Source organism: Pseudomonas sp. HMSC076A11 (assembly GCF_001810205.1).
In the GTDB taxonomy this organism is placed as follows: Bacteria; Pseudomonadota; Gammaproteobacteria; order Pseudomonadales; family Pseudomonadaceae; genus Pseudomonas; species Pseudomonas aeruginosa.
Map to the genome: position 1 here is coordinate 60331 of NZ_KV800282.1, position 17164 is coordinate 77494.

At 63.6% G+C, this 17164-nt stretch carries 16 protein-coding genes and 2 tRNA genes; 1 reads left to right on the top strand and 17 read right to left on the bottom strand.

Annotated elements, in window-relative coordinates; all coding sequences use genetic code 11:
• From nusA to rlmE, 10 genes are all read right to left on the bottom strand, one after another.
• Positions 1-1482 carry a transcription termination factor NusA gene (gene nusA / locus HMPREF2716_RS06550; protein ID WP_003095192.1) on the bottom strand — a complete coding sequence of 494 codons (1482 nt, stop codon included), beginning with the start codon at positions 1480-1482 and terminating at the stop codon, positions 1-3.
• Between the two features lie 44 nt (positions 1483-1526).
• Positions 1527-1985 carry a ribosome maturation factor RimP gene (rimP, locus tag HMPREF2716_RS06555; protein WP_070621838.1) on the bottom strand — a complete coding sequence of 153 codons (459 nt, stop codon included), beginning with the start codon at positions 1983-1985 and terminating at the stop codon, positions 1527-1529.
• 126 nt (positions 1986-2111) lie between these two features.
• Positions 2112-2188: transfer RNA gene (locus tag HMPREF2716_RS06560), tRNA-Met, on the bottom strand.
• Between the two features lie 90 nt (positions 2189-2278).
• Positions 2279-2364: transfer RNA gene (locus tag HMPREF2716_RS06565), tRNA-Leu, on the bottom strand.
• Between the two features lie 13 nt (positions 2365-2377).
• Positions 2378-2767 (bottom strand): preprotein translocase subunit SecG, encoded by a 390-nt coding sequence (gene secG, locus HMPREF2716_RS06570; protein ID WP_003095194.1) that lies wholly within the window; start codon positions 2765-2767, stop codon positions 2378-2380.
• Positions 2768-2769: 2 nt separating this feature from the next.
• Positions 2770-3525, bottom strand: a complete 756-nt coding sequence (tpiA, locus tag HMPREF2716_RS06575; RefSeq protein ID WP_003100513.1) for a triose-phosphate isomerase — start codon at positions 3523-3525, stop codon at positions 2770-2772.
• 65 nt (positions 3526-3590) lie between these two features.
• A complete protein-coding gene (glmM, locus tag HMPREF2716_RS06580; RefSeq protein WP_003095196.1) occupies positions 3591-4928 on the bottom strand; it encodes a phosphoglucosamine mutase in 1338 nt (445 codons plus the stop codon).
• Between the two features lie 16 nt (positions 4929-4944).
• On the bottom strand, positions 4945-5796 hold the full coding sequence (gene folP / locus HMPREF2716_RS06585) for a dihydropteroate synthase (RefSeq protein ID WP_003095197.1): 852 nt from the start codon (positions 5794-5796) through the stop codon (positions 4945-4947).
• Between the two features lie 9 nt (positions 5797-5805).
• Positions 5806-7725 (bottom strand): ATP-dependent zinc metalloprotease FtsH, encoded by a 1920-nt coding sequence (gene ftsH, locus HMPREF2716_RS06590; RefSeq protein WP_003095200.1) that lies wholly within the window; start codon positions 7723-7725, stop codon positions 5806-5808.
• 198 nt (positions 7726-7923) lie between these two features.
• Positions 7924-8547, bottom strand: a complete 624-nt coding sequence (gene rlmE, locus HMPREF2716_RS06595) for a 23S rRNA (uridine(2552)-2'-O)-methyltransferase RlmE (protein WP_003095202.1) — start codon at positions 8545-8547, stop codon at positions 7924-7926.
• A 94-nt stretch (positions 8548-8641) separates the two neighbouring features.
• Between rlmE and yhbY the strand changes: the two genes are divergently transcribed.
• Complete coding sequence (yhbY, locus tag HMPREF2716_RS06600) at positions 8642-8956, top strand: ribosome assembly RNA-binding protein YhbY (protein WP_003095204.1); 315 nt, start codon at positions 8642-8644, stop codon at positions 8954-8956.
• Positions 8957-8996: 40 nt separating this feature from the next.
• On the opposite strand, the gene HMPREF2716_RS06605 is transcribed toward yhbY, so the two are convergent.
• The 7 genes from HMPREF2716_RS06605 to dnaJ form a co-directional block, all read right to left on the bottom strand.
• Complete coding sequence (locus tag HMPREF2716_RS06605) at positions 8997-9404, bottom strand: DUF4149 domain-containing protein (protein WP_003109321.1); 408 nt, start codon at positions 9402-9404, stop codon at positions 8997-8999.
• A 10-nt stretch (positions 9405-9414) separates the two neighbouring features.
• Positions 9415-9891, bottom strand: coding sequence for a transcription elongation factor GreA (gene greA, locus HMPREF2716_RS06610; RefSeq protein WP_003095206.1), 477 nt, complete (start codon positions 9889-9891; stop codon positions 9415-9417).
• Positions 9888-13109 carry a carbamoyl-phosphate synthase large subunit gene (gene carB / locus HMPREF2716_RS06615; protein ID WP_003095207.1) on the bottom strand — a complete coding sequence of 1074 codons (3222 nt, stop codon included), beginning with the start codon at positions 13107-13109 and terminating at the stop codon, positions 9888-9890. The genes greA and carB overlap by 4 nt, the downstream gene beginning before the upstream one ends.
• A gap of 19 nt (positions 13110-13128) precedes the next feature.
• Positions 13129-13779: a leucine efflux protein LeuE gene (gene leuE, locus HMPREF2716_RS06620; RefSeq protein ID WP_003095208.1), complete on the bottom strand. Its 651-nt coding sequence runs from the start codon at positions 13777-13779 to the stop codon at positions 13129-13131.
• Positions 13780-13790: 11 nt separating this feature from the next.
• Positions 13791-14927, bottom strand: a complete 1137-nt coding sequence (gene carA, locus HMPREF2716_RS06625; RefSeq protein WP_070621839.1) for a glutamine-hydrolyzing carbamoyl-phosphate synthase small subunit — start codon at positions 14925-14927, stop codon at positions 13791-13793.
• Between the two features lie 182 nt (positions 14928-15109).
• On the bottom strand, positions 15110-15916 hold the full coding sequence (gene dapB, locus HMPREF2716_RS06630) for a 4-hydroxy-tetrahydrodipicolinate reductase (RefSeq protein ID WP_003095210.1): 807 nt from the start codon (positions 15914-15916) through the stop codon (positions 15110-15112).
• 60 nt (positions 15917-15976) lie between these two features.
• Positions 15977-17110, bottom strand: a complete 1134-nt coding sequence (gene dnaJ / locus HMPREF2716_RS06635; protein ID WP_003095211.1) for a molecular chaperone DnaJ — start codon at positions 17108-17110, stop codon at positions 15977-15979.
• Positions 17111-17164: the final 54 nt, after the last annotated feature.

The following is a 17164-nucleotide window of genomic DNA, read 5'->3' on the forward strand; positions in this document are numbered from 1 at the left end:
TTACTCGAACCAATGGGCCCGGGCGGCCATGATCAACTTGCCGGCACGCTCTTCGTCCATGCCGTCGATGTCGAGCAGATCGTCGATCGATTGCTCGGCCAGATCTTCACGGGTGGTTACGCCACGCAGCGCCAGGTCCAGGGCCAGCTCCTTGCTCATGCCATCGAGGCTGAGCAGGTCTTCTGCCGGTTGTGCGTCGGCGAGCTTCTCTTCGGTCGCAATGGCCTTGGTCAGCAGGCGATCCTTGGCACGGGAGCGCAGCTCGTTGACGATGTCTTCGTCGAAGCCATCGATGCTGAGCATCTCTTCCATCGGTACGTAGGCGATTTCCTCAAGAGTCGTGAAGCCCTCTTCCACCAGTACCTGGGCCAGTTCCTCGTCGACATCCAGCTCGTCGACGAAGCGCTGCAGGATATCCCCGGTCTCGGCCTGTTGCTTGGCCTGGATATCCGCCTCGGTCATCACATTCAGGGTCCAGCCGGTCAACTGGCTGGCCAGACGGACGTTCTGGCCACTGCGGCCGATAGCCTGCGCCAGATTGTCCTCGGCGACGGCGATATCCATGGTATGGGTATCCTCGTCGACGATGATCGCCGCCACCTCGGCCGGAGCCATGGCGTTGATCACGAATTGCGCCGGGTTGTCGTCCCACAGGACGATGTCCACCCGCTCTCCACCGATCTCGCCGGATACCGCCTGGACGCGCGAACCGCGCATGCCGATGCAGGCGCCCTGCGGGTCGATGCGCTTGTCCTTGGAACGAACGGCGATCTTGGCGCGCGAGCCCGGGTCACGGGCGGCGGCCATCACGTCGATCAACTGCTCGGCGATTTCCGGTACTTCGATGCGGAACAGCTCGATCAGCATTTCCGGCGCGGTACGCGACAGGACCAGTTGAGGACCGCGGTTCTCGGTACGGATCTCCTTCAGCAGGGCACGCACGCGGGTGCCAACGCGGAAGGTCTCGCGCGGAATGATCTGGTCGCGGGCCAGCAGCGCCTCGGCGTTGTTGCCGAGATCGACGATGACGTTGTCGCGGGTGACCTTCTTCACGGTACCGGAAATGATCTCGCCGACCTTCTCGCGGTAGGCATCGACCACCTGGGCGCGCTCGGCCTCGCGGACCTTCTGCACGATGACCTGCTTGGCAGTCTGCGCAGCGATGCGGCCGAACTCGATGGATTCGATCTTTTCTTCGATGACCTCGCCGACCTTCGCGCCCGGCTTCTGCTCCTGGACGTCCTCGACGGTGATCTCGGTGGCGGGGTCCTGGTAGTCCTCGTCGGCGACGACGTGCCAACGACGGAAAGTCTCGTAGCTGCCGTTATGACGATTGATCTCGACGCGCAGGTCGACCTCGTCCTCGAAACGTTTCTTGGTGGCGGTCGCCAGAGCCAGCTCCAGCGCCTCGAAAATCACGCCGGCCGGTACGCCCTTTTCGTTGGATACCGACTCAACAACCAGCAGTACTTCTTTGCTCATTGTACGCCTCGCCTTTCAATCCATTGGATCCGCGGATTCGCGTCTCAATCAAAACGGGGAATGATGTTGGCCTTGTCGATCGAATCGATCGGCAGCAGGTACTCGTGATCGTCCACCAGGACCACCACATCCTGCTCCTCCACACCACGGAGAATGCCTTGGTAGTTACGCCGCCCCTCATAGGGCGAACGCAGCCTGATCTTCACTTGCTCGCCGGCATGCTTGGCGAACTGTTCGAGGGTGAACAGCGGCTGATCCATGCCCGGAGAGGACACCTCCAGGGTGTACTCGCCGCTGATCGGGTCTTCGACGTCGAGAATACCGCTGACCTGCCGACTGACGGCTTCACAGTCATCGATGAGGATGCCTTCGGGGCGGTCGATATAGACGCGCAACACCGAATGACGACCCTGGGAAATGAACTCGACGCCCCAGCACTCATAGCCGAGCGCCTCGACCACAGGGGCCAGCAAGGCCTGCAACTGTTCTAGCTTGCTCGACACCTGATCGCCTCGCGTATGTCGTAGAAACAAAAAATGGGCGAAACGCCCATCCCTAAATTGCCACTCGGAACCGTGGCATGGACTGTCCAGCTAACAAAAAGCCCCTAAAAAGGGGCCCTGAAAAACTGGTTGCGGGGGCTGGATTTGAACCAACGACCTTCGGGTTATGAGCCCGACGAGCTACCAGACTGCTCCACCCCGCGTCAAAGCTGGTGCAAGATTATACGACCGACACCCTGATGGGTCAACCGAACCTTGCGGAGACAAACCCCGCAGGACGGGGCTTGCTTATATGGTACCGAGGAGGGGACTCGAACCCCTACAGCCTATGGCCACTACCACCTCAAGGTAGCGTGTCTACCAATTCCACCACCTCGGCAGAAACCTTTCTCTTACTTCTGTTCAGGAGCCGCCGGTACATCGCCTGCACTTTCCGCAGGCTTGGACTGCTCCTGAAGAACCGGCACATCGTCAGCGGCCGGTGCTTTCTCTTGCTTCTGCTCCAGAACTGCCGGATCCGGCAGCCCGATGTGTTGCAGAGCATCAGACTTTTCTTTAGCGAAGTACGCTAAGCCAAGGCTGGTCAAGAAAAAAACCGCTGCCAGTATACCAGTAATCCGACTCAAAAAGGTAGCGGAACCTTGGCTTCCGAAAACAGTTGCCGAAGCACCTGCACCGAAAGAAGCCCCTGCATCCGCACCCTTGCCATGCTGAACGAGGATCAGGCCAACAAGACCCAATGCCATCAGCAGATGCACGACAATTACGACCTTTTCCAGCATCTTCAGCTTCCCGCGGCACGACAGATCGCGCCGAACTCATCCGCATTGAGGGAGGCTCCACCTACCAGCCCCCCATCGATATCCGGCATGCCGAACAACTCGGCTGCACTTGCCGCCTTTACACTGCCGCCGTAAAGGAGTCGCACACCTTTTGCGACCTCGGCATTTTCCGCTGCCAGTTGCGCGCGGATCGCCGCGTGCACTTCCTGGGCTTGCGCGGGGGACGCGGTCAACCCGGTCCCGATCGCCCAGACCGGCTCGTAAGCCACGACTGCGCGAGCAAAAGCTCCAACACCCAACTCGTCGATCACGCTTCCCAGCTGCCTTGCGACAACCTCCAGCGTCTTGCCCGCCTCGCGCTCCGCCCGGGTCTCCCCGACACACAGCACCGGCACCAGGCCGCACGACTGAGCCGCGGCAAACTTGCGACTCACAACCTCGTCACTCTCGCCGAGAATCAGGCGACGCTCCGAGTGGCCCACGAGGACCATGCTACAACCGACATCCGCCAACTGACTGGGAGCAGTCTCACCGGTCAGCGCGCCTTGCATCGGCTCGACGGCGCTGTTCTGCGCACCTACATCGATCGCCTTGCCGGCCAGGCCCTGGATGACCTGGCTGATGAACAAGCAAGGCGGCATCACAGCTACATCGACTCCGCTCGGCAACGCCAGCTGACGCAAGCCTTTGATCAACTCGGCCACACTGGAATGCGTACCGTGCATTTTCCAGTTACCGGCCACCAAGGGTCGACGCATGCTGTACCTCGCGGGGCAAAGTGGGCGCAGATGTTACTCAACAGTTTCCAGACTGGCAAGCAAAATCAAGCACATACCTCAGAAACAATTTTTGCCAACTGTTCGGCGTGGGCACGAACGCTAGCTTCCTCGTCGCCCTCGACCATCACCCGGACCAACGGCTCTGTGCCGGATTTGCGCAGCAGGACACGACCGCGCCCGCCCATTTGCTCGGTGACGCGGACGCTGGCCTCCTTCACCGAGGGGTGCTCGAGCGGATCGTTTTCGCCCTTGAAGCGCACATTGATCAGCACCTGGGGGCACTTGCGAATCCCCTGACGCGCCTCGGCCAGGGTCTGGCCGCGATGCTTGAGCGCCATCAGCACCTGCAGCGCCGCGATGATGGCATCGCCCGTCGTGGTGTTCTGGCAGCAGACGATATGTCCCGAATTCTCCCCTCCCAGCATCCAGTTCCGAGCCAGCAGTTCGGCCATCACATAGCGATCGCCGACCTTCGCCCGCACGAACGGGATATGCAGTTCCTGCAAAGCCAGCTCCAGGCCGAGGTTGCTCATCAGGGTGCCGACCACACCGCCTTGCAGGCGCCCGCTTTCCTGCAGGTCGCGCGCGATGAGGAAAAGCAGTTCGTCGCCATCCACGACCGCACCGGTATGGTCGACCATCATCACCCGGTCGCCGTCGCCGTCGAAGGCGATGCCGAGGTCGGCATGGTGCTCGACCACCGCAGCCTGCAGGCCATCCAGGTGAGTGGAACCGCACTTGTCGTTGATGTTCAGGCCATTCGGGCTGGCCGCCAGCACCGTCACTTCCGCGCCCAGTTCCCGGAAGACGCTAGGAGCGATCTTGTAGGTAGCGCCGTTGGCGCAGTCGAGCACGACCTTGAGACCGTTGAAGTCGGTGCTGGTCGGCACGCTGCTCTTACAGAATTCGATGTAGCGCCCCGCCGCGTCATTGATCCGCGAAACCTTGCCGAGACGGGCGGACTCCACCACGGTCATCGGCGCATCGAGCAGTTCCTCGATCATCAGCTCGACGTCGTCCGGCAGCTTGGTCCCCTGCCCGGAGAAGAACTTGATGCCGTTGTCGTCGTGGGGATTGTGCGAAGCGCTGATCACCACCCCGGCCTCGGCGTGGAAAGTCCGCGTCAGGTAGGCGATGCCGGGGGTAGGCATCGGTCCCAGCAACAGGGTATCGGCGCCGGAAGCGGAGAGCCCGGCCTCGAAGGCCGACTCGAACATGTAACCCGAGCTGCGCGTATCCTTGCCGATCAGGACCCGGCAGTTGCCCTGCCGGCGGAAGGCCATGCCCACCGCCCAGCCCAGCTTGAGAACGAAGTCCGGAGTAATCGGAAACTCGCCAACACGACCACGGATACCGTCAGTCCCGAAGTATTTTCTGCTCATCTTTTGTCTTCCGTGCTCAATCCGCCATTTCAACGGCGGAGATCATTCGCATCACGTCGACGGTCGCCGCCACGTCATGCACTCGAATTATCCGTGCGCCCTTGGCCAGCGCCAGGGCCGCCAGAGCTAGGCTGCCGTAGAGGCGTTCGTCCACCTCCCGCCCCAGTACCTTGCCGATCATGCTCTTGCGCGAAACGCCGACCAACAACGGCAAGCCCAGGCCATGGAGTGCCTGCAGATGCCTGAACAGCACCAGGTTGTGCTCCAGTGTCTTGGCAAAACCGAAACCCGGATCCAGCAACAGCCGCTCGCGGTCGATTCCGGCCGCCACGCAGGCATCCACACGCTCCTGCAGGAACGCGCCGACTTCCGCCACCACATCCTGGTAGGCAGGCGCATCCTGCATGGTCTGCGGTTCTCCACGCATGTGCATGAGGCAGACCGCCAGGCCGCTATCCACCGCAGCATCCAGCGCACCGTCGCGCTGCAGCGAACGGACGTCGTTGATCAGACCCGCTCCGAGACGCGCAGTTTCGCGCATGACCGCGGGCGTGGAGGTATCCACCGAAATCACGACGTCCAGCTCGCGAGCGATGCGTTCGACTACCGGAGCGACCCGCTCCAGCTCCTCCGTCGGAGAAACACTGCGCGCACCGGGACGGGTCGACTCGCCGCCGACGTCGATGAGCGTTGCGCCTTCCCGCACCATGCGCTCGGCATGCCGCAGGGCATCGTCCAGCCGGTCGTAACGGCCGCCATCGGAAAAGGAATCGGGGGTGACATTGAGGATGCCCATGACATGTGGGCGGGCCAAATCAAGAACCCGACTGCCGCAAGGCAGTCGGGTCGGGTATTGCGGATTGCTCATTCAGGGCTCTCAGTGCTCGCCGGCCGGCCCACCGATGGGAGGGGTGTTCTCGCGGCGGCCCGACTCTTCCAGGTTGGCCGGCGGGGTGCCGGTACCCGAACCACCCTGCCAGTCACGCGGCTCGCGCGGCACGCGACCGGCCATGATGTCGTCGATCTGGTCGGAGTCGATGGTTTCGTACTTCATCAGTGCGTCGGCCATCATCTCCAGCTTGTCGCGGTTCTCGTCGAGCAGTCGCTTGGCGGTACCGTAGCAGTCGTCGATGATGCGCCGGACTTCCTGGTCGATCATCTTGGCGGTCTCGCCCGACACATTGGCGTGCTGGCTGCCGGCGCTACGGCCGAGGAACACCTCGCCCTCCTCCTCCGCGTACATCAGCGGGCCGAGCTTCTCGGACAGACCCCACTTGGTCACCATGTTCCGCGCCAACTGGGTAGCACGCATGATGTCGTTGGAAGCGCCAGTGGTGACGCCTTCGAAGCCGAGGGTCATCTCTTCCGCGATACGGCCGCCGAACAGCGAGCAGATCTGGCTTTCCAGCGCGCGCTTGGACAGGCTGTAGCGATCTTCCTCGGGGAGGAACATGGTCACGCCCAGGGCGCGTCCGCGCGGAATGATGGACACCTTGTAGACCGGGTCATGCTCCGGCACCAGGCGACCGACGATGGCGTGGCCGGCTTCGTGGTAGGCGGTGTTGCGCTTCTCCTTCTCGGACATGACCATGGTCTTGCGCTCGGCGCCCATCATGATCTTGTCCTTGGCCAGCTCGAACTCGCGCATGTCGACAATGCGCTTGTTGGAGCGCGCGGCGAACAGCGAAGCCTCGTTGACCAGGTTGGCCAGGTCGGCGCCGGAGAAACCGGGCGTACCGCGGGCGATGACGGCAGGATCGACATGGTCGCCCAGCGGCACCTTGCGCATGTGCACCTTGAGGATCTGTTCGCGCCCGCGGATATCCGGCAAGCCGACCACCACCTGGCGGTCGAAGCGGCCCGGACGCAGCAGCGCCGGGTCCAGAACGTCCGGACGGTTGGTGGCAGCGATGACGATGATGCCATCGTTCATCTCGAAGCCATCCATCTCCACCAGCAACTGGTTGAGGGTCTGCTCGCGCTCGTCGTGACCACCGCCCAGGCCGGCGCCGCGATGGCGGCCGACGGCGTCGATCTCGTCGATGAAGATGATGCACGGCGCATGCTTCTTGGCCTGGTCGAACATGTCGCGGACACGGGAAGCGCCCACGCCGACGAACATCTCGACGAAGTCGGAACCGGAAATGGTGAAGAACGGCACCTTGGCTTCGCCGGCGATGGCCTTGGCCAGCAGGGTCTTGCCGGTGCCGGGCGGGCCGACCATCAGCACGCCGCGCGGGATACGGCCGCCCAGGCGCTGGAACTTGCCCGGATCGCGAAGGAACTCGACCAGCTCGCTGACCTCCTCCTTGGCCTCGTCGCAGCCGGCGACGTCAGCGAAGGTGGTCTTGACCTGGTCCTCGGACAGCAGGCGCGCCTTGCTCTTGCCGAAGCTCATCGGGCCGCCGCGACCGCCGCCGCCACCCTGCATCTGGCGCATGAAGAACATGAAGACGGCGATGATCACCAGGATCGGGAAGCTGGCGACCAGCAACTGGGTCCAGATGCTCTGCTGTTCGGGCTGCTTGCCCTCGACCACGACGTTGTTGTTGACCAGGTCGCCGATCAGGCCGTTGTCCTGGATCGCCGGGCGGATGGTCTTGAAGGTATCGCCGTCGCTACGCTTGCCGGTGATGACATAGCCATCCACGGTCACTCGCTCGACCTTGCCATCCTTGACCTGCTGGATGAAGTCCGAGTAGTTCAGCGTCTGTGGCTCGCTCGGGCTCGAGAAATTGTTCATCACGGTCACCAGTACCGCCGCGATGATCAGCCACAGAATCAGATTCTTTGCCATGTCGTTCAATTGACTACCCTCTGAAGCCGGCTCCGTCCTGGAAACCGCTTCACACGACGGCCAGACTCCTTCCGGCCAAAAGTACTACACAAGCGCCCGCGCACGCAGGCGTTGTCTGTAACCCTTTATGAACCCTCGCCCGTCCCGGCACAACAGGTCATCGACCAATAGACAGGCTATAGGGACAATCATTCCAGTCTATTCCCCGCGAAAGCCGCGTGCGAGCAGATACTGTTCCCGCGAACGATCACGCGACGACAGGGGCTTGCGCATCTGTACCTTGTCGAACATTTCCCGGGCCTGCTTGTGGTACTGGTCGAAACCTTCGCCCTGGAAGATCTTGATCAGGAAATCGCCGCCCGGCCGCAGCACACGGCCGGCCAGGTCCAGCGCCAGTTCGCAGAGATACATGGCGCGCGGCTGGTCGGCGGCCCGCACTCCACTCATATTGGGGGCCATATCGGAAATCACAAGGTCTACCGGATGATCGCCGATCGCCTCGAGGATCCGCGCGAACACCGCGTCCTCGGTGAAGTCGCCCTGGATGAAGGTGACGTCGGGGATGCTGTCCATCTCGAGGATGTCCGAAGCGATCAGCCGGCCACGGTCGCCGATCACCCGGCTGGTGACCTGCGACCACCCGCCCGGCGCGGCGCCCAGGTCGACCACGGTCATGCCCGGACGCAGGATGCGGTCCTTCTCCTGGATCTCCAGCAGCTTGTAGCTGGCACGCGAGCGATAGCCATCGCGCTGGGCCATCTTCACGTAGGGATCGTCGAAATGTTCTTTCAGCCAACGCTGGCTGGTTTTGGAGCGGGCCACGGAATACCTCTTCGGGCACCCCCGGTCGGCGGGGGCAGCATCACTTGGACTAAAACTGGGGTAAAATAGACGACTTTTTCCCAGGGGTCTGATTATGGCGCTCACTCAAGAGCAGAAGAAACAGTTCAAATCTATCGGTCACCACCTGAAACCGGTATTGATCGTAGCCGAGAACGGCTTGACCGAAGGCGTTCTCGCCGAACTCGAGCGCGCACTCAACGATCACGAACTGATCAAGGTGAAACTGGCGCTGGCCGAGCGCGACGATCGCCGCGCCCTGCTCGACGAACTCTGCGCGCAGTCGCGCAGCGACCTGGTGCAAAGCATCGGCAAGATGGCGCTGGTTTATCGGAAGAACCCGAAGCCGAACAAGAATCTCTCGAACATCAGCCGTTTCGCCGGCATCTGATGCCCCATCCAACCAAGGTCGGGAAACTTCCCGACCTGGTTCAGACGCCTTCCTCGTCCCGCCCCGGTACCGGCTGCAACACCAGCAGCAGGCCACACATCGCCACCGCCAGGTAGTTGAACAGCAGCCAGCGCACCGCCTCGGGCGCCAGCCCACGCACCAGGAAATACACCAGGCAGAGCAGCGCGACGGCGAGCAACAACTGACCGCGAAGGTCTCGCCAAAGGCTCCTCGGCCCGTGGCTCGACACCAACACCAGCGCCTGCAGCACCGCACAGAATCCGGCGAAGCCTATCAGCAGCGGCGTCAACGCCGCGGCTACGGTTTCCACCAGCAGCGGCGCCAGTCCGGTCTTGGCCAACGCAGGCAGGACCACGAACTGCAGCAACCAGAGGCCGCCGACCCAGAACGTCTGGGCCAGCAGCCAACTGATCGCGCCTGCGCGCAACGGAGCGCGCTTAGATATGGCGAACCTCGACGATCTCGTACTCGACGTCGCCGCCCGGGGTTCTCACCAGCACGGCATCGCCCTCGGTCTTGCCGATCAGCGCACGGGCGATCGGCGAATTCACCGAGATCTTGCCACCCTTGATATCCGCCTCGTCGTCGCCGACGATCTGGTAGGTCACGGTCTCGTCGGTCTCGACGTTGGCGATGTCGACGGTGGTGCCGAAGATCACCTTGCCGCTGTGCGGGATGGCAGTGACATCGATGACCTGGGCGTTGGACAGCTTGGCCTCGATGTCGCGGATACGCGCCTCGACCATGCCCTGCTGTTCGCGCGCCGCATGGTACTCGGCGTTTTCCTTGAGGTCGCCCAGTTCACGCGCTTCGGCGATGGCCTGGCTGATCTGCGGGCGCAGCACGCCCTTCAGGTGTTTCACTTCTTCTTCCAGGGCGCGGGCGCCCTGGACGGTCATGGGGAACTTGCTCATGCCTTGATTCCTGCGTGGAGATCCTGCAGACGCCGAACGGTCTTCTCGGGACCGAACTTGAGCGCCTCACAGATCGCCTGCCCACCCGCAATGGTGGTGGTGCAGCAGATCTTGTGCTGCAGGGCGTTTCGACGAATGGAGTAGGAGTCAGCGATGGACTGCCGGCCCTCGGTGGTGTTGATGATCAGGGTGACCTCGTCGTTCTTGATCATGTCCACCACGTGCGGGCGACCTTCGGTCACCTTGTTCACGCGACGCACCGGCAGGCCCGCGGCCTCGATGACACGCGCGGTACCGGCGGTGGCTACCACTTCGAAGCCCAGCGCGACCAGGTCGCCAGCCACCTGGGCGGCGAACGGCTTGTCGTCTTCGCGGACGCTGATGAAGGCGCAACCGGCGGTCGGGAGGATTTCGCTGGCCCCCAACTGAGCCTTGGCAAAGGCTTCGGCAAAGCTATCACCGACGCCCATCACTTCACCAGTGGACTTCATTTCCGGGCCGAGGATCGGATCGACGCCGGGGAACTTGGCGAACGGGAACACCGCTTCCTTGACGCTAAAGAACGGCGGGATGATTTCCTGGGTGAAGCCGACCTCGGCCAGGGTCTTGCCGGCCATGACGCGGGCGGCGACCTTGGCCAGCGACTCGCCGACGCACTTGGAGACGAACGGCACGGTACGCGAGGCGCGCGGATTGACCTCGATGACGAAGATATCCTCGCCCTGCACCGCCATCTGCACGTTCATGAGGCCGACCACGCCAAGCTCCAGGGCCATTTTCTTGACCTGCTCGCGGATCTCGTCCTGGATGTGCTGCGGCAGCGAGTACGGCGGCAGCGAACAGGCGGAGTCGCCGGAGTGAACGCCAGCCTGCTCGATGTGCTGCATGATCGCGCCGATCACCACGATCTCGCCGTCGCATACCGCGTCGATGTCGACTTCGATGGCGCAGTTGAGGAAGTGGTCGAGCAGCACCGGGCTGTCGTTGGAAACCTGCACCGCCTCGCGCATGTAGCGCTTGAGTTCTTCTTCCTGGTAGACGATTTCCATCGCCCGCCCGCCCAGCACGTAGGACGGGCGAACCACCAGCGGATATCCGATGGCCTTGGACGCGGCCAGGGCCTCGTCTTCGCTGCGCGCGGTGGCGTTGGCCGGCTGGCGCAGGTTCAGGCGCTGGACCATCTGCTGGAAGCGCTCGCGGTCTTCGGCACGGTCGATGGCGTCCGGGCTGGTGCCGATGATCGGCACGCCGGCCTCTTCGAGGGCGCGGCAGAGCTTCAGCGGGGTCTGGCCGCCGTACTGGACGATCACGCCCTTGGGCTGCTCGACGCGGACGATCTCAAGGACGTCCTCGAGGGTCACCGGCTCGAAGTACAGGCGGTCGGAGGTGTCATAGTCGGTGGAGACGGTTTCCGGGTTGCAGTTGACCATGATGGTCTCGTAGCCGTCTTCGCGCATCGCCAGCGCCGCGTGCACGCAGCAGTAGTCGAACTCGATGCCCTGGCCGATGCGGTTCGGACCGCCGCCGAGGATCATGATCTTCTCGCGGCTCGACGGGTTGGCCTCGCACTCTTCCTCATAGGTCGAATACATGTAGGCGGTGTCGGTGGCGAACTCGGCGGCGCAGGTATCGACGCGCTTGTAGACCGGCAGTACCTTCAGCTTGTGGCGATGGCTGCGCAGGTTCTTCTCGGTGACGCCGAGCAGCTTGGCCAGGCGCGCGTCGGAGAAGCCCTTGCGCTTGAGCTTGTACATCAGCTCGCGATCGATGGAGGACAGGCCGAGGGTCTTGACCTTCTCCTCGTCCTTGACCAGGTCCTCGATCTGCACCAGGAACCATTCGTCGATGCGGGTCAGCTCGAACACTTCCTCGACGCTCTTGCCGGCGCGGAAGGCGTCGGCGACGTACCAGACACGCTCGGCGCTGGGCACGGTCAGCTCGCGCTTGAGGATGCTGTCGGCCTCCGGGTCGTTCAGGTCGAGCTTCGGATCGAAGCCGGTGGCGCCGACTTCCAGGCCGCGCAAGGCTTTCTGCACCGACTCCTGGAAGGTCCGGCCGATGGCCATGACTTCGCCGACCGACTTCATCTGGGTGGTCAGGCGGGCATCGGCTTTCGGGAATTTCTCGAAGGCGAAGCGCGGGATCTTGGTCACCACGTAGTCGATGGCCGGCTCGAACGACGCCGGGGTGCGACCGCCGGTGATGTCGTTCTGCAGTTCGTCGAGGGTGTAGCCGACCGCCAGCTTGGCGGCGATCTTGGCGATCGGGAAACCGGTGGCCTTGGAGGCCAGGGCCGAGGAGCGGGAAACCCGCGGGTTCATCTCGATCACCACCATGCGCCCGGTGTTCGGGCAGATGCCGAACTGCACGTTGGAACCGCCGGTTTCCACGCCGATCTCGCGCAATACCGCCAGCGAGGCGTTGCGCATGATCTGGTATTCCTTGTCGGTCAGGGTCTGCGCCGGTGCCACGGTGATCGAGTCACCGGTGTGCACGCCCATCGGGTCGAAGTTCTCGATGGAGCAGACGATGATGCAGTTGTCCTTCTTGTCGCGGACCACCTCCATCTCGTATTCCTTCCAGCCGATCAGCGACTCGTCGATCAGCAGCTCGTTGGTCGGCGACAGGTCGAGGCCACGGGCGCAGATCTCTTCGAACTCTTCACGGTTGTAGGCGATACCGCCGCCGGTGCCGCCCATGGTGAAGGACGGACGGATGATGCAGGGGAAGCCGACCTGCTCGAGCACGCCGTAGGCCTCCTCCATGCTGTGGGCGATGCCCGAGCGCGGACAGGCCAGGCCGATATCCTTCATCGCCTTGTCGAAGCGCGAGCGATCCTCGGCCTTGTCGATGGTATCGGCATTGGCGCCGATCATCTCCACGCCGAACTTCTCCAGCACGCCGTGGCGCTCCAGGTCCAGGGCGCAGTTCAGCGCAGTCTGGCCGCCCATGGTCGGCAGCAGCGCGTCGGGGCGTTCCTTCTCGATGATCTTGGCCACGGTGGCCCACTTGATCGGCTCGATGTAGGTCGCGTCGGCCATCGCCGGGTCGGTCATGATGGTCGCGGGGTTGGAGTTCACCAGGATGACGCGGTAGCCCTCCTCGCGCAGGGCCTTGCAGGCCTGGGCGCCGGAGTAGTCGAATTCGCAGGCCTGGCCAATCACGATGGGGCCGGCACCGAGGATCAGGATGCTCTTTATGTCTGTACGTTTTGGCATGGGACTCTCGTTGCAATAATCAGGACAGGGTTGCGGTGGCCAGCTTCACACCAAAGCCGACGAACAGGGCGCCGACGCCCGAAGTGGCGCCGGCAGCCAACCGCTGCCGCCGGCGGAACCAGGCCGCCAGCCGCACACCGGTGAAAATCAGGAAGCTCAGGTAAAGGGCGCTGACCAGTTCCAGGATCACCGCCAGCACCAGGAACGACAGGCCCGGATAGGCATAGCCGGGATCGACGAACTGGATGAAGAAGGAGATGAAGAACAGGATCGCCTTGGGATTCGACAGGCTGAGCAGCAGCGCCTTGCGGAACGGCTGGTGGACATCCACCTGTTCGGCCTGCGCCGCCGTCGCTTCGGGATTGCGCAGCTTGCGCCAGGCGCCCCGCAGCATGCCGACGCCGAGATAGAACAGGTAGGCCGCACCGAGGTACTTCAGGCCGATGAACAGCATCGGCTCGGCCTTCAGCAGGGACGCCACGCCAAGGGCCGACAGCAGCATCAGCACCGCGTCGCCGAGGAACACGCCGCAGGCGGCCCGGTAGCCGGTCGCCACGCCACGCTGGGCCGAAGTCGCGAGGACGAACAACGAGTTCGGCCCGGGCAACAGGATCACGAAAACCACACCCAGCACGTAGGTCCAGAAATCGGTTATCCCCAGGGTCGGCATGGCTCTGCTCCTCAGCGACGCTCGGCCATCGCCGAGATGAAGCGGTCGAACAGCGGGGCGACGTCATGCGGACCGGGGCTCGCCTCGGGGTGGCCCTGGAAGCTGAAAGCGACCTTGTCGGTGCGCTCGATACCCTGCAGGGTACCGTCGAACAGCGACTTGTGAGTGGCTCGCAGGTTGTCCGGCAAGGGGCTCTCGTCGACCGCGAAACCGTGGTTCTGGCTGGTGATCATCACCACGCCGCTGTCCAGGTCCTGCACCGGGTGGTTGGCGCCGTGGTGGCCGTGGCCCATCTTCAGGGTCTTGGCGCCAGAGGCCAGGGCCAGCAACTGATGGCCGAGGCAGATGCCGAACACCGGGATCTCGGTATCGAGGAATTCGCGGATCGCCTGGATCGCGTAGTCGCACGGTTCGGGGTCGCCGGGGCCGTTGGAAAGGAAGATGCCGTCAGGGTTCAGCGCCAGCACTTCGCTGGCCGGTGTCTGCGCCGGCACCACGGTCAGGCGGCAGCCGCGCGCCACCAGCATGCGCAGGATGTTCAGCTTCACGCCGTAGTCGTAGGCCACCACGTGATACGGCAGTTCACCGGCCGGGATCTCCGGGTGACTGTCGCTTTCCAGGTTCCAGACGCTGGAGCGCCACTCGTAGCGCTCGGCGGTGGTGACCTCCTTGGCCAGGTCCATGCCCTTCAGGCCGGGGAAGGCGCGAGCCAGCTCCAGCGCGCGTTCCTCGGTAGCGTCGGCACCAGCCAGGATGCAGCCGTTCTGCGAACCCTTCTCGCGGAGGATGCGAGTCAGGCGACGGGTATCGATGCCGGCGATGGCGACGGTGCCGTTGGCTTTCAGGTAGTCAGGCAGCGACTGCTTGCTGCGCCAGTTGCTGGCGATCAGCGGCAGGTCGCGAATGATCAGGCCGGCGGCCCAGACACGGTTGGCCTCGGCGTCTTCCGGGGTGGTACCGGTATTGCCGATGTGCGGGTAGGTCAGGGTGACGATCTGCTGGGCGTAGGAAGGATCGGTAAGGATTTCCTGGTAGCCGGTCATGGCGGTGTTGAACACCACCTCGCCAACGGTCTGGCCGTCGGCACCGATGGCTTCACCGCGAAAAATGCTGCCGTCGGCAAGTGCAAGTATGGCTGGCTTAGTCAAGAAGACCTCCCGTAAATCAAGCCTGACTGGTCGCGCAGGTGTAAAAAAGCGGGATGACACCGTGAAGAGTCATCCCGCTTTTTTTCGATTCATGCTGCGCTGCTTTTAGTGGACACACTAAAGCTGTAGTTTACAGAATCGCGACATTCCGGTCCACCAATAAGACGACGTGCGGCAGCGTCTCAGCGTAGACCGAGCACATCCTGCATGTCGTACAGGCCATTCTCTTTGCCCTCCAGCCACAGCGCCGCACGCACCGCGCCACGGGCGAAGGTCATGCGACTGGAAGCCTTGTGGGTGATCTCCACGCGCTCGCCCTCGGCGGCGAACAGCACGGTGTGGTCGCCCACCACGTCGCCGGCGCGCACGGTGGCGAAGCCGATGGTTTCCCGCGCCCGCGCGCCGGTCTGCCCCTCGCGTCCGTAGACCGCCACTTCCTGAAGGTCCCGACCGAGCGCCTGGGCTACCACCTCGCCCATGCGCAAGGCGGTGCCGGACGGCGCATCGACCTTGTGCCGGTGATGGGCCTCGATGATCTCGATATCCACTTCGTCGCCCAGCACCCGTGCCGCGGTATCCAGAAGCTTCAGGCAAAGGTTCACGCCGACGCTGAAGTTGGCAGCGAAGACGATCGGGATATCCTTCGCCGCCTCGGCCAGCAGCAGCTTCTCGTCGGCGCTGAAGCCGGTGGTGCCGATGACCATCGCCCGGCGCGCCTTGCGGCACTGCTCGATGTTCTTCAGGGTTACGGAGGGATGGGTGAAGTCGATCAGGACGTCGAACTCCTCGCAGACCTTGCCCAGGTCCCCGGACAGCGGCACGCCGATCCGGCCGAGACCGGCCAGCTCGCCGGCGTCCGCCCCCACCAGGGTGCTATCCGGACGATCCACCGCCGCCGTCAGCCCGGCGGCACCGCCGGTCTGCTGAACGGCCTCGATCAGGTTCTTGCCCATGCGCCCGGCGGCGCCCACTACGGCTATACGTCGCATAAAACCACTCCACGCGGAACCCGGACGCGGCTGTCAGGCCGCGCCCATGGCTTTTTTTGTTTATAGGTCGTCGAAGAAACGCTTCATGCCTTCGAACCAGCCACTGGCCTTGGGCGAATGCGAGGTGTCGCTCTGCAACGACTTGCGGAACTCCTCGAGCAGCTCGCGCTGGCGCTTGTCCAGGTTCACCGGGGTTTCCACCACCACCTTGCACATCAGGTCGCCGGCGCCGCCGCCGCGCACCGGGGCCACGCCCTTGCCGCGCAGGCGGAACAGCTTGCCGGTCTGGGTGCTTTCCGGAATCTTCAGCTTGACCCGGCCATCCAGGGTCGGCACTTCCAGCTCGCCACCCAACGCAGCGTCGGCGAAACTGATCGGCACTTCGCAGTACAGATGCTTGCCGTCGCGCTGGAAGATCGGGTGCTCGCGCACATTGACCACCACGTACAGGTCGCCCGCCGGCCCCCCCATGCTGCCGGCCTCGCCTTCGCCGGTGAGGCGGATGCGGTCGCCGGTGTCGACGCCGGCCGGCACCTTCACCGACAGGGTCTTCTGCTCTTCCACGCGCCCCTGCCCATGGCAGGAGCCACAGGGATCGGAAATCATCTTGCCGGTGCCGTGGCAGCGCGGGCAGGTCTGCTGGACCGAGAAGAAGCCCTGCTGCATGCGCACCTGGCCGATACCGCCGCAAGTGGTGCAGGTGACCGGTGTGGTACCGGGCTTGGCGCCGCTGCCGTTGCAGGTCTTGCAACCGACCAGGGTCGGCACGCGGATGGTGACGGTGGTGCCACGTACCGCCTCCTCCAGGTCGAGGTCCAGGGTGTAGCGCAGGTCCGCGCCGCGCTGCGCGCCGCCGCGCGAGCCACCGCGGGCACCGCCGCCACCGAAGAAATCGCTGAACACATCGCCGAAGATGTCGGAGAAGCTCGCCCCGCCGAAACCGGCGCCAGCGCCCCCACCCATATTCGGATCGACGCCGGCATGGCCGTACTGGTCGTAGGCCGCCCGCTTGCTGGCATCGGAGAGGACCTCGTAGGCCTCGTTGGCCTCCTTGAACTTGTCCTCGGCTTCCTTGTCGCCAGGATTGCGGTCCGGGTGGTATTTCATCGCCAGGCGGCGGTAGGCCTTCTTCAGGTCCGCCTCGCTGGCGCCACGCTCAACCCCCAGAACCTCGTAAAAGTCTCGTTTCGCCATAACCTTTCCGTCTCAATTAAGGACCCTCCAGACACGCCAACGCGGGAGCAGGCT

What these genes read in the sequence shown, in the direction of transcription:
- nusA (WP_003095192.1), bottom strand. Translation starts at nt 1,482, where the DNA reads ATGAGCAAAGAAGTACTGCTGGTTGTTGAGTCGGTATCCAACGAAAAG.
- secG (WP_003095194.1), bottom strand. Translation starts at nt 2,767, where the DNA reads ATGCTGGAAAAGGTCGTAATTGTCGTGCATCTGCTGATGGCATTGGGT.
- tpiA (WP_003100513.1), bottom strand. Translation starts at nt 3,525, where the DNA reads ATGCGTCGACCCTTGGTGGCCGGTAACTGGAAAATGCACGGTACGCAT.
- glmM (WP_003095196.1), bottom strand. Translation starts at nt 4,928, where the DNA reads ATGAGCAGAAAATACTTCGGGACTGACGGTATCCGTGGTCGTGTTGGC.
- folP (WP_003095197.1), bottom strand. Translation starts at nt 5,796, where the DNA reads ATGAGCAATCCGCAATACCCGACCCGACTGCCTTGCGGCAGTCGGGTT.
- ftsH (WP_003095200.1), bottom strand. Translation starts at nt 7,725, where the DNA reads ATGGCAAAGAATCTGATTCTGTGGCTGATCATCGCGGCGGTACTGGTG.
- yhbY (WP_003095204.1), top strand. Translation starts at nt 8,642, where the DNA reads ATGGCGCTCACTCAAGAGCAGAAGAAACAGTTCAAATCTATCGGTCAC.
- greA (WP_003095206.1), bottom strand. Translation starts at nt 9,891, where the DNA reads ATGAGCAAGTTCCCCATGACCGTCCAGGGCGCCCGCGCCCTGGAAGAA.
- carB (WP_003095207.1), bottom strand. Translation starts at nt 13,109, where the DNA reads ATGCCAAAACGTACAGACATAAAGAGCATCCTGATCCTCGGTGCCGGC.
- leuE (WP_003095208.1), bottom strand. Translation starts at nt 13,779, where the DNA reads ATGCCGACCCTGGGGATAACCGATTTCTGGACCTACGTGCTGGGTGTG.
- dapB (WP_003095210.1), bottom strand. Translation starts at nt 15,916, where the DNA reads ATGCGACGTATAGCCGTAGTGGGCGCCGCCGGGCGCATGGGCAAGAAC.
- dnaJ (WP_003095211.1), bottom strand. Translation starts at nt 17,110, where the DNA reads ATGGCGAAACGAGACTTTTACGAGGTTCTGGGGGTTGAGCGTGGCGCC.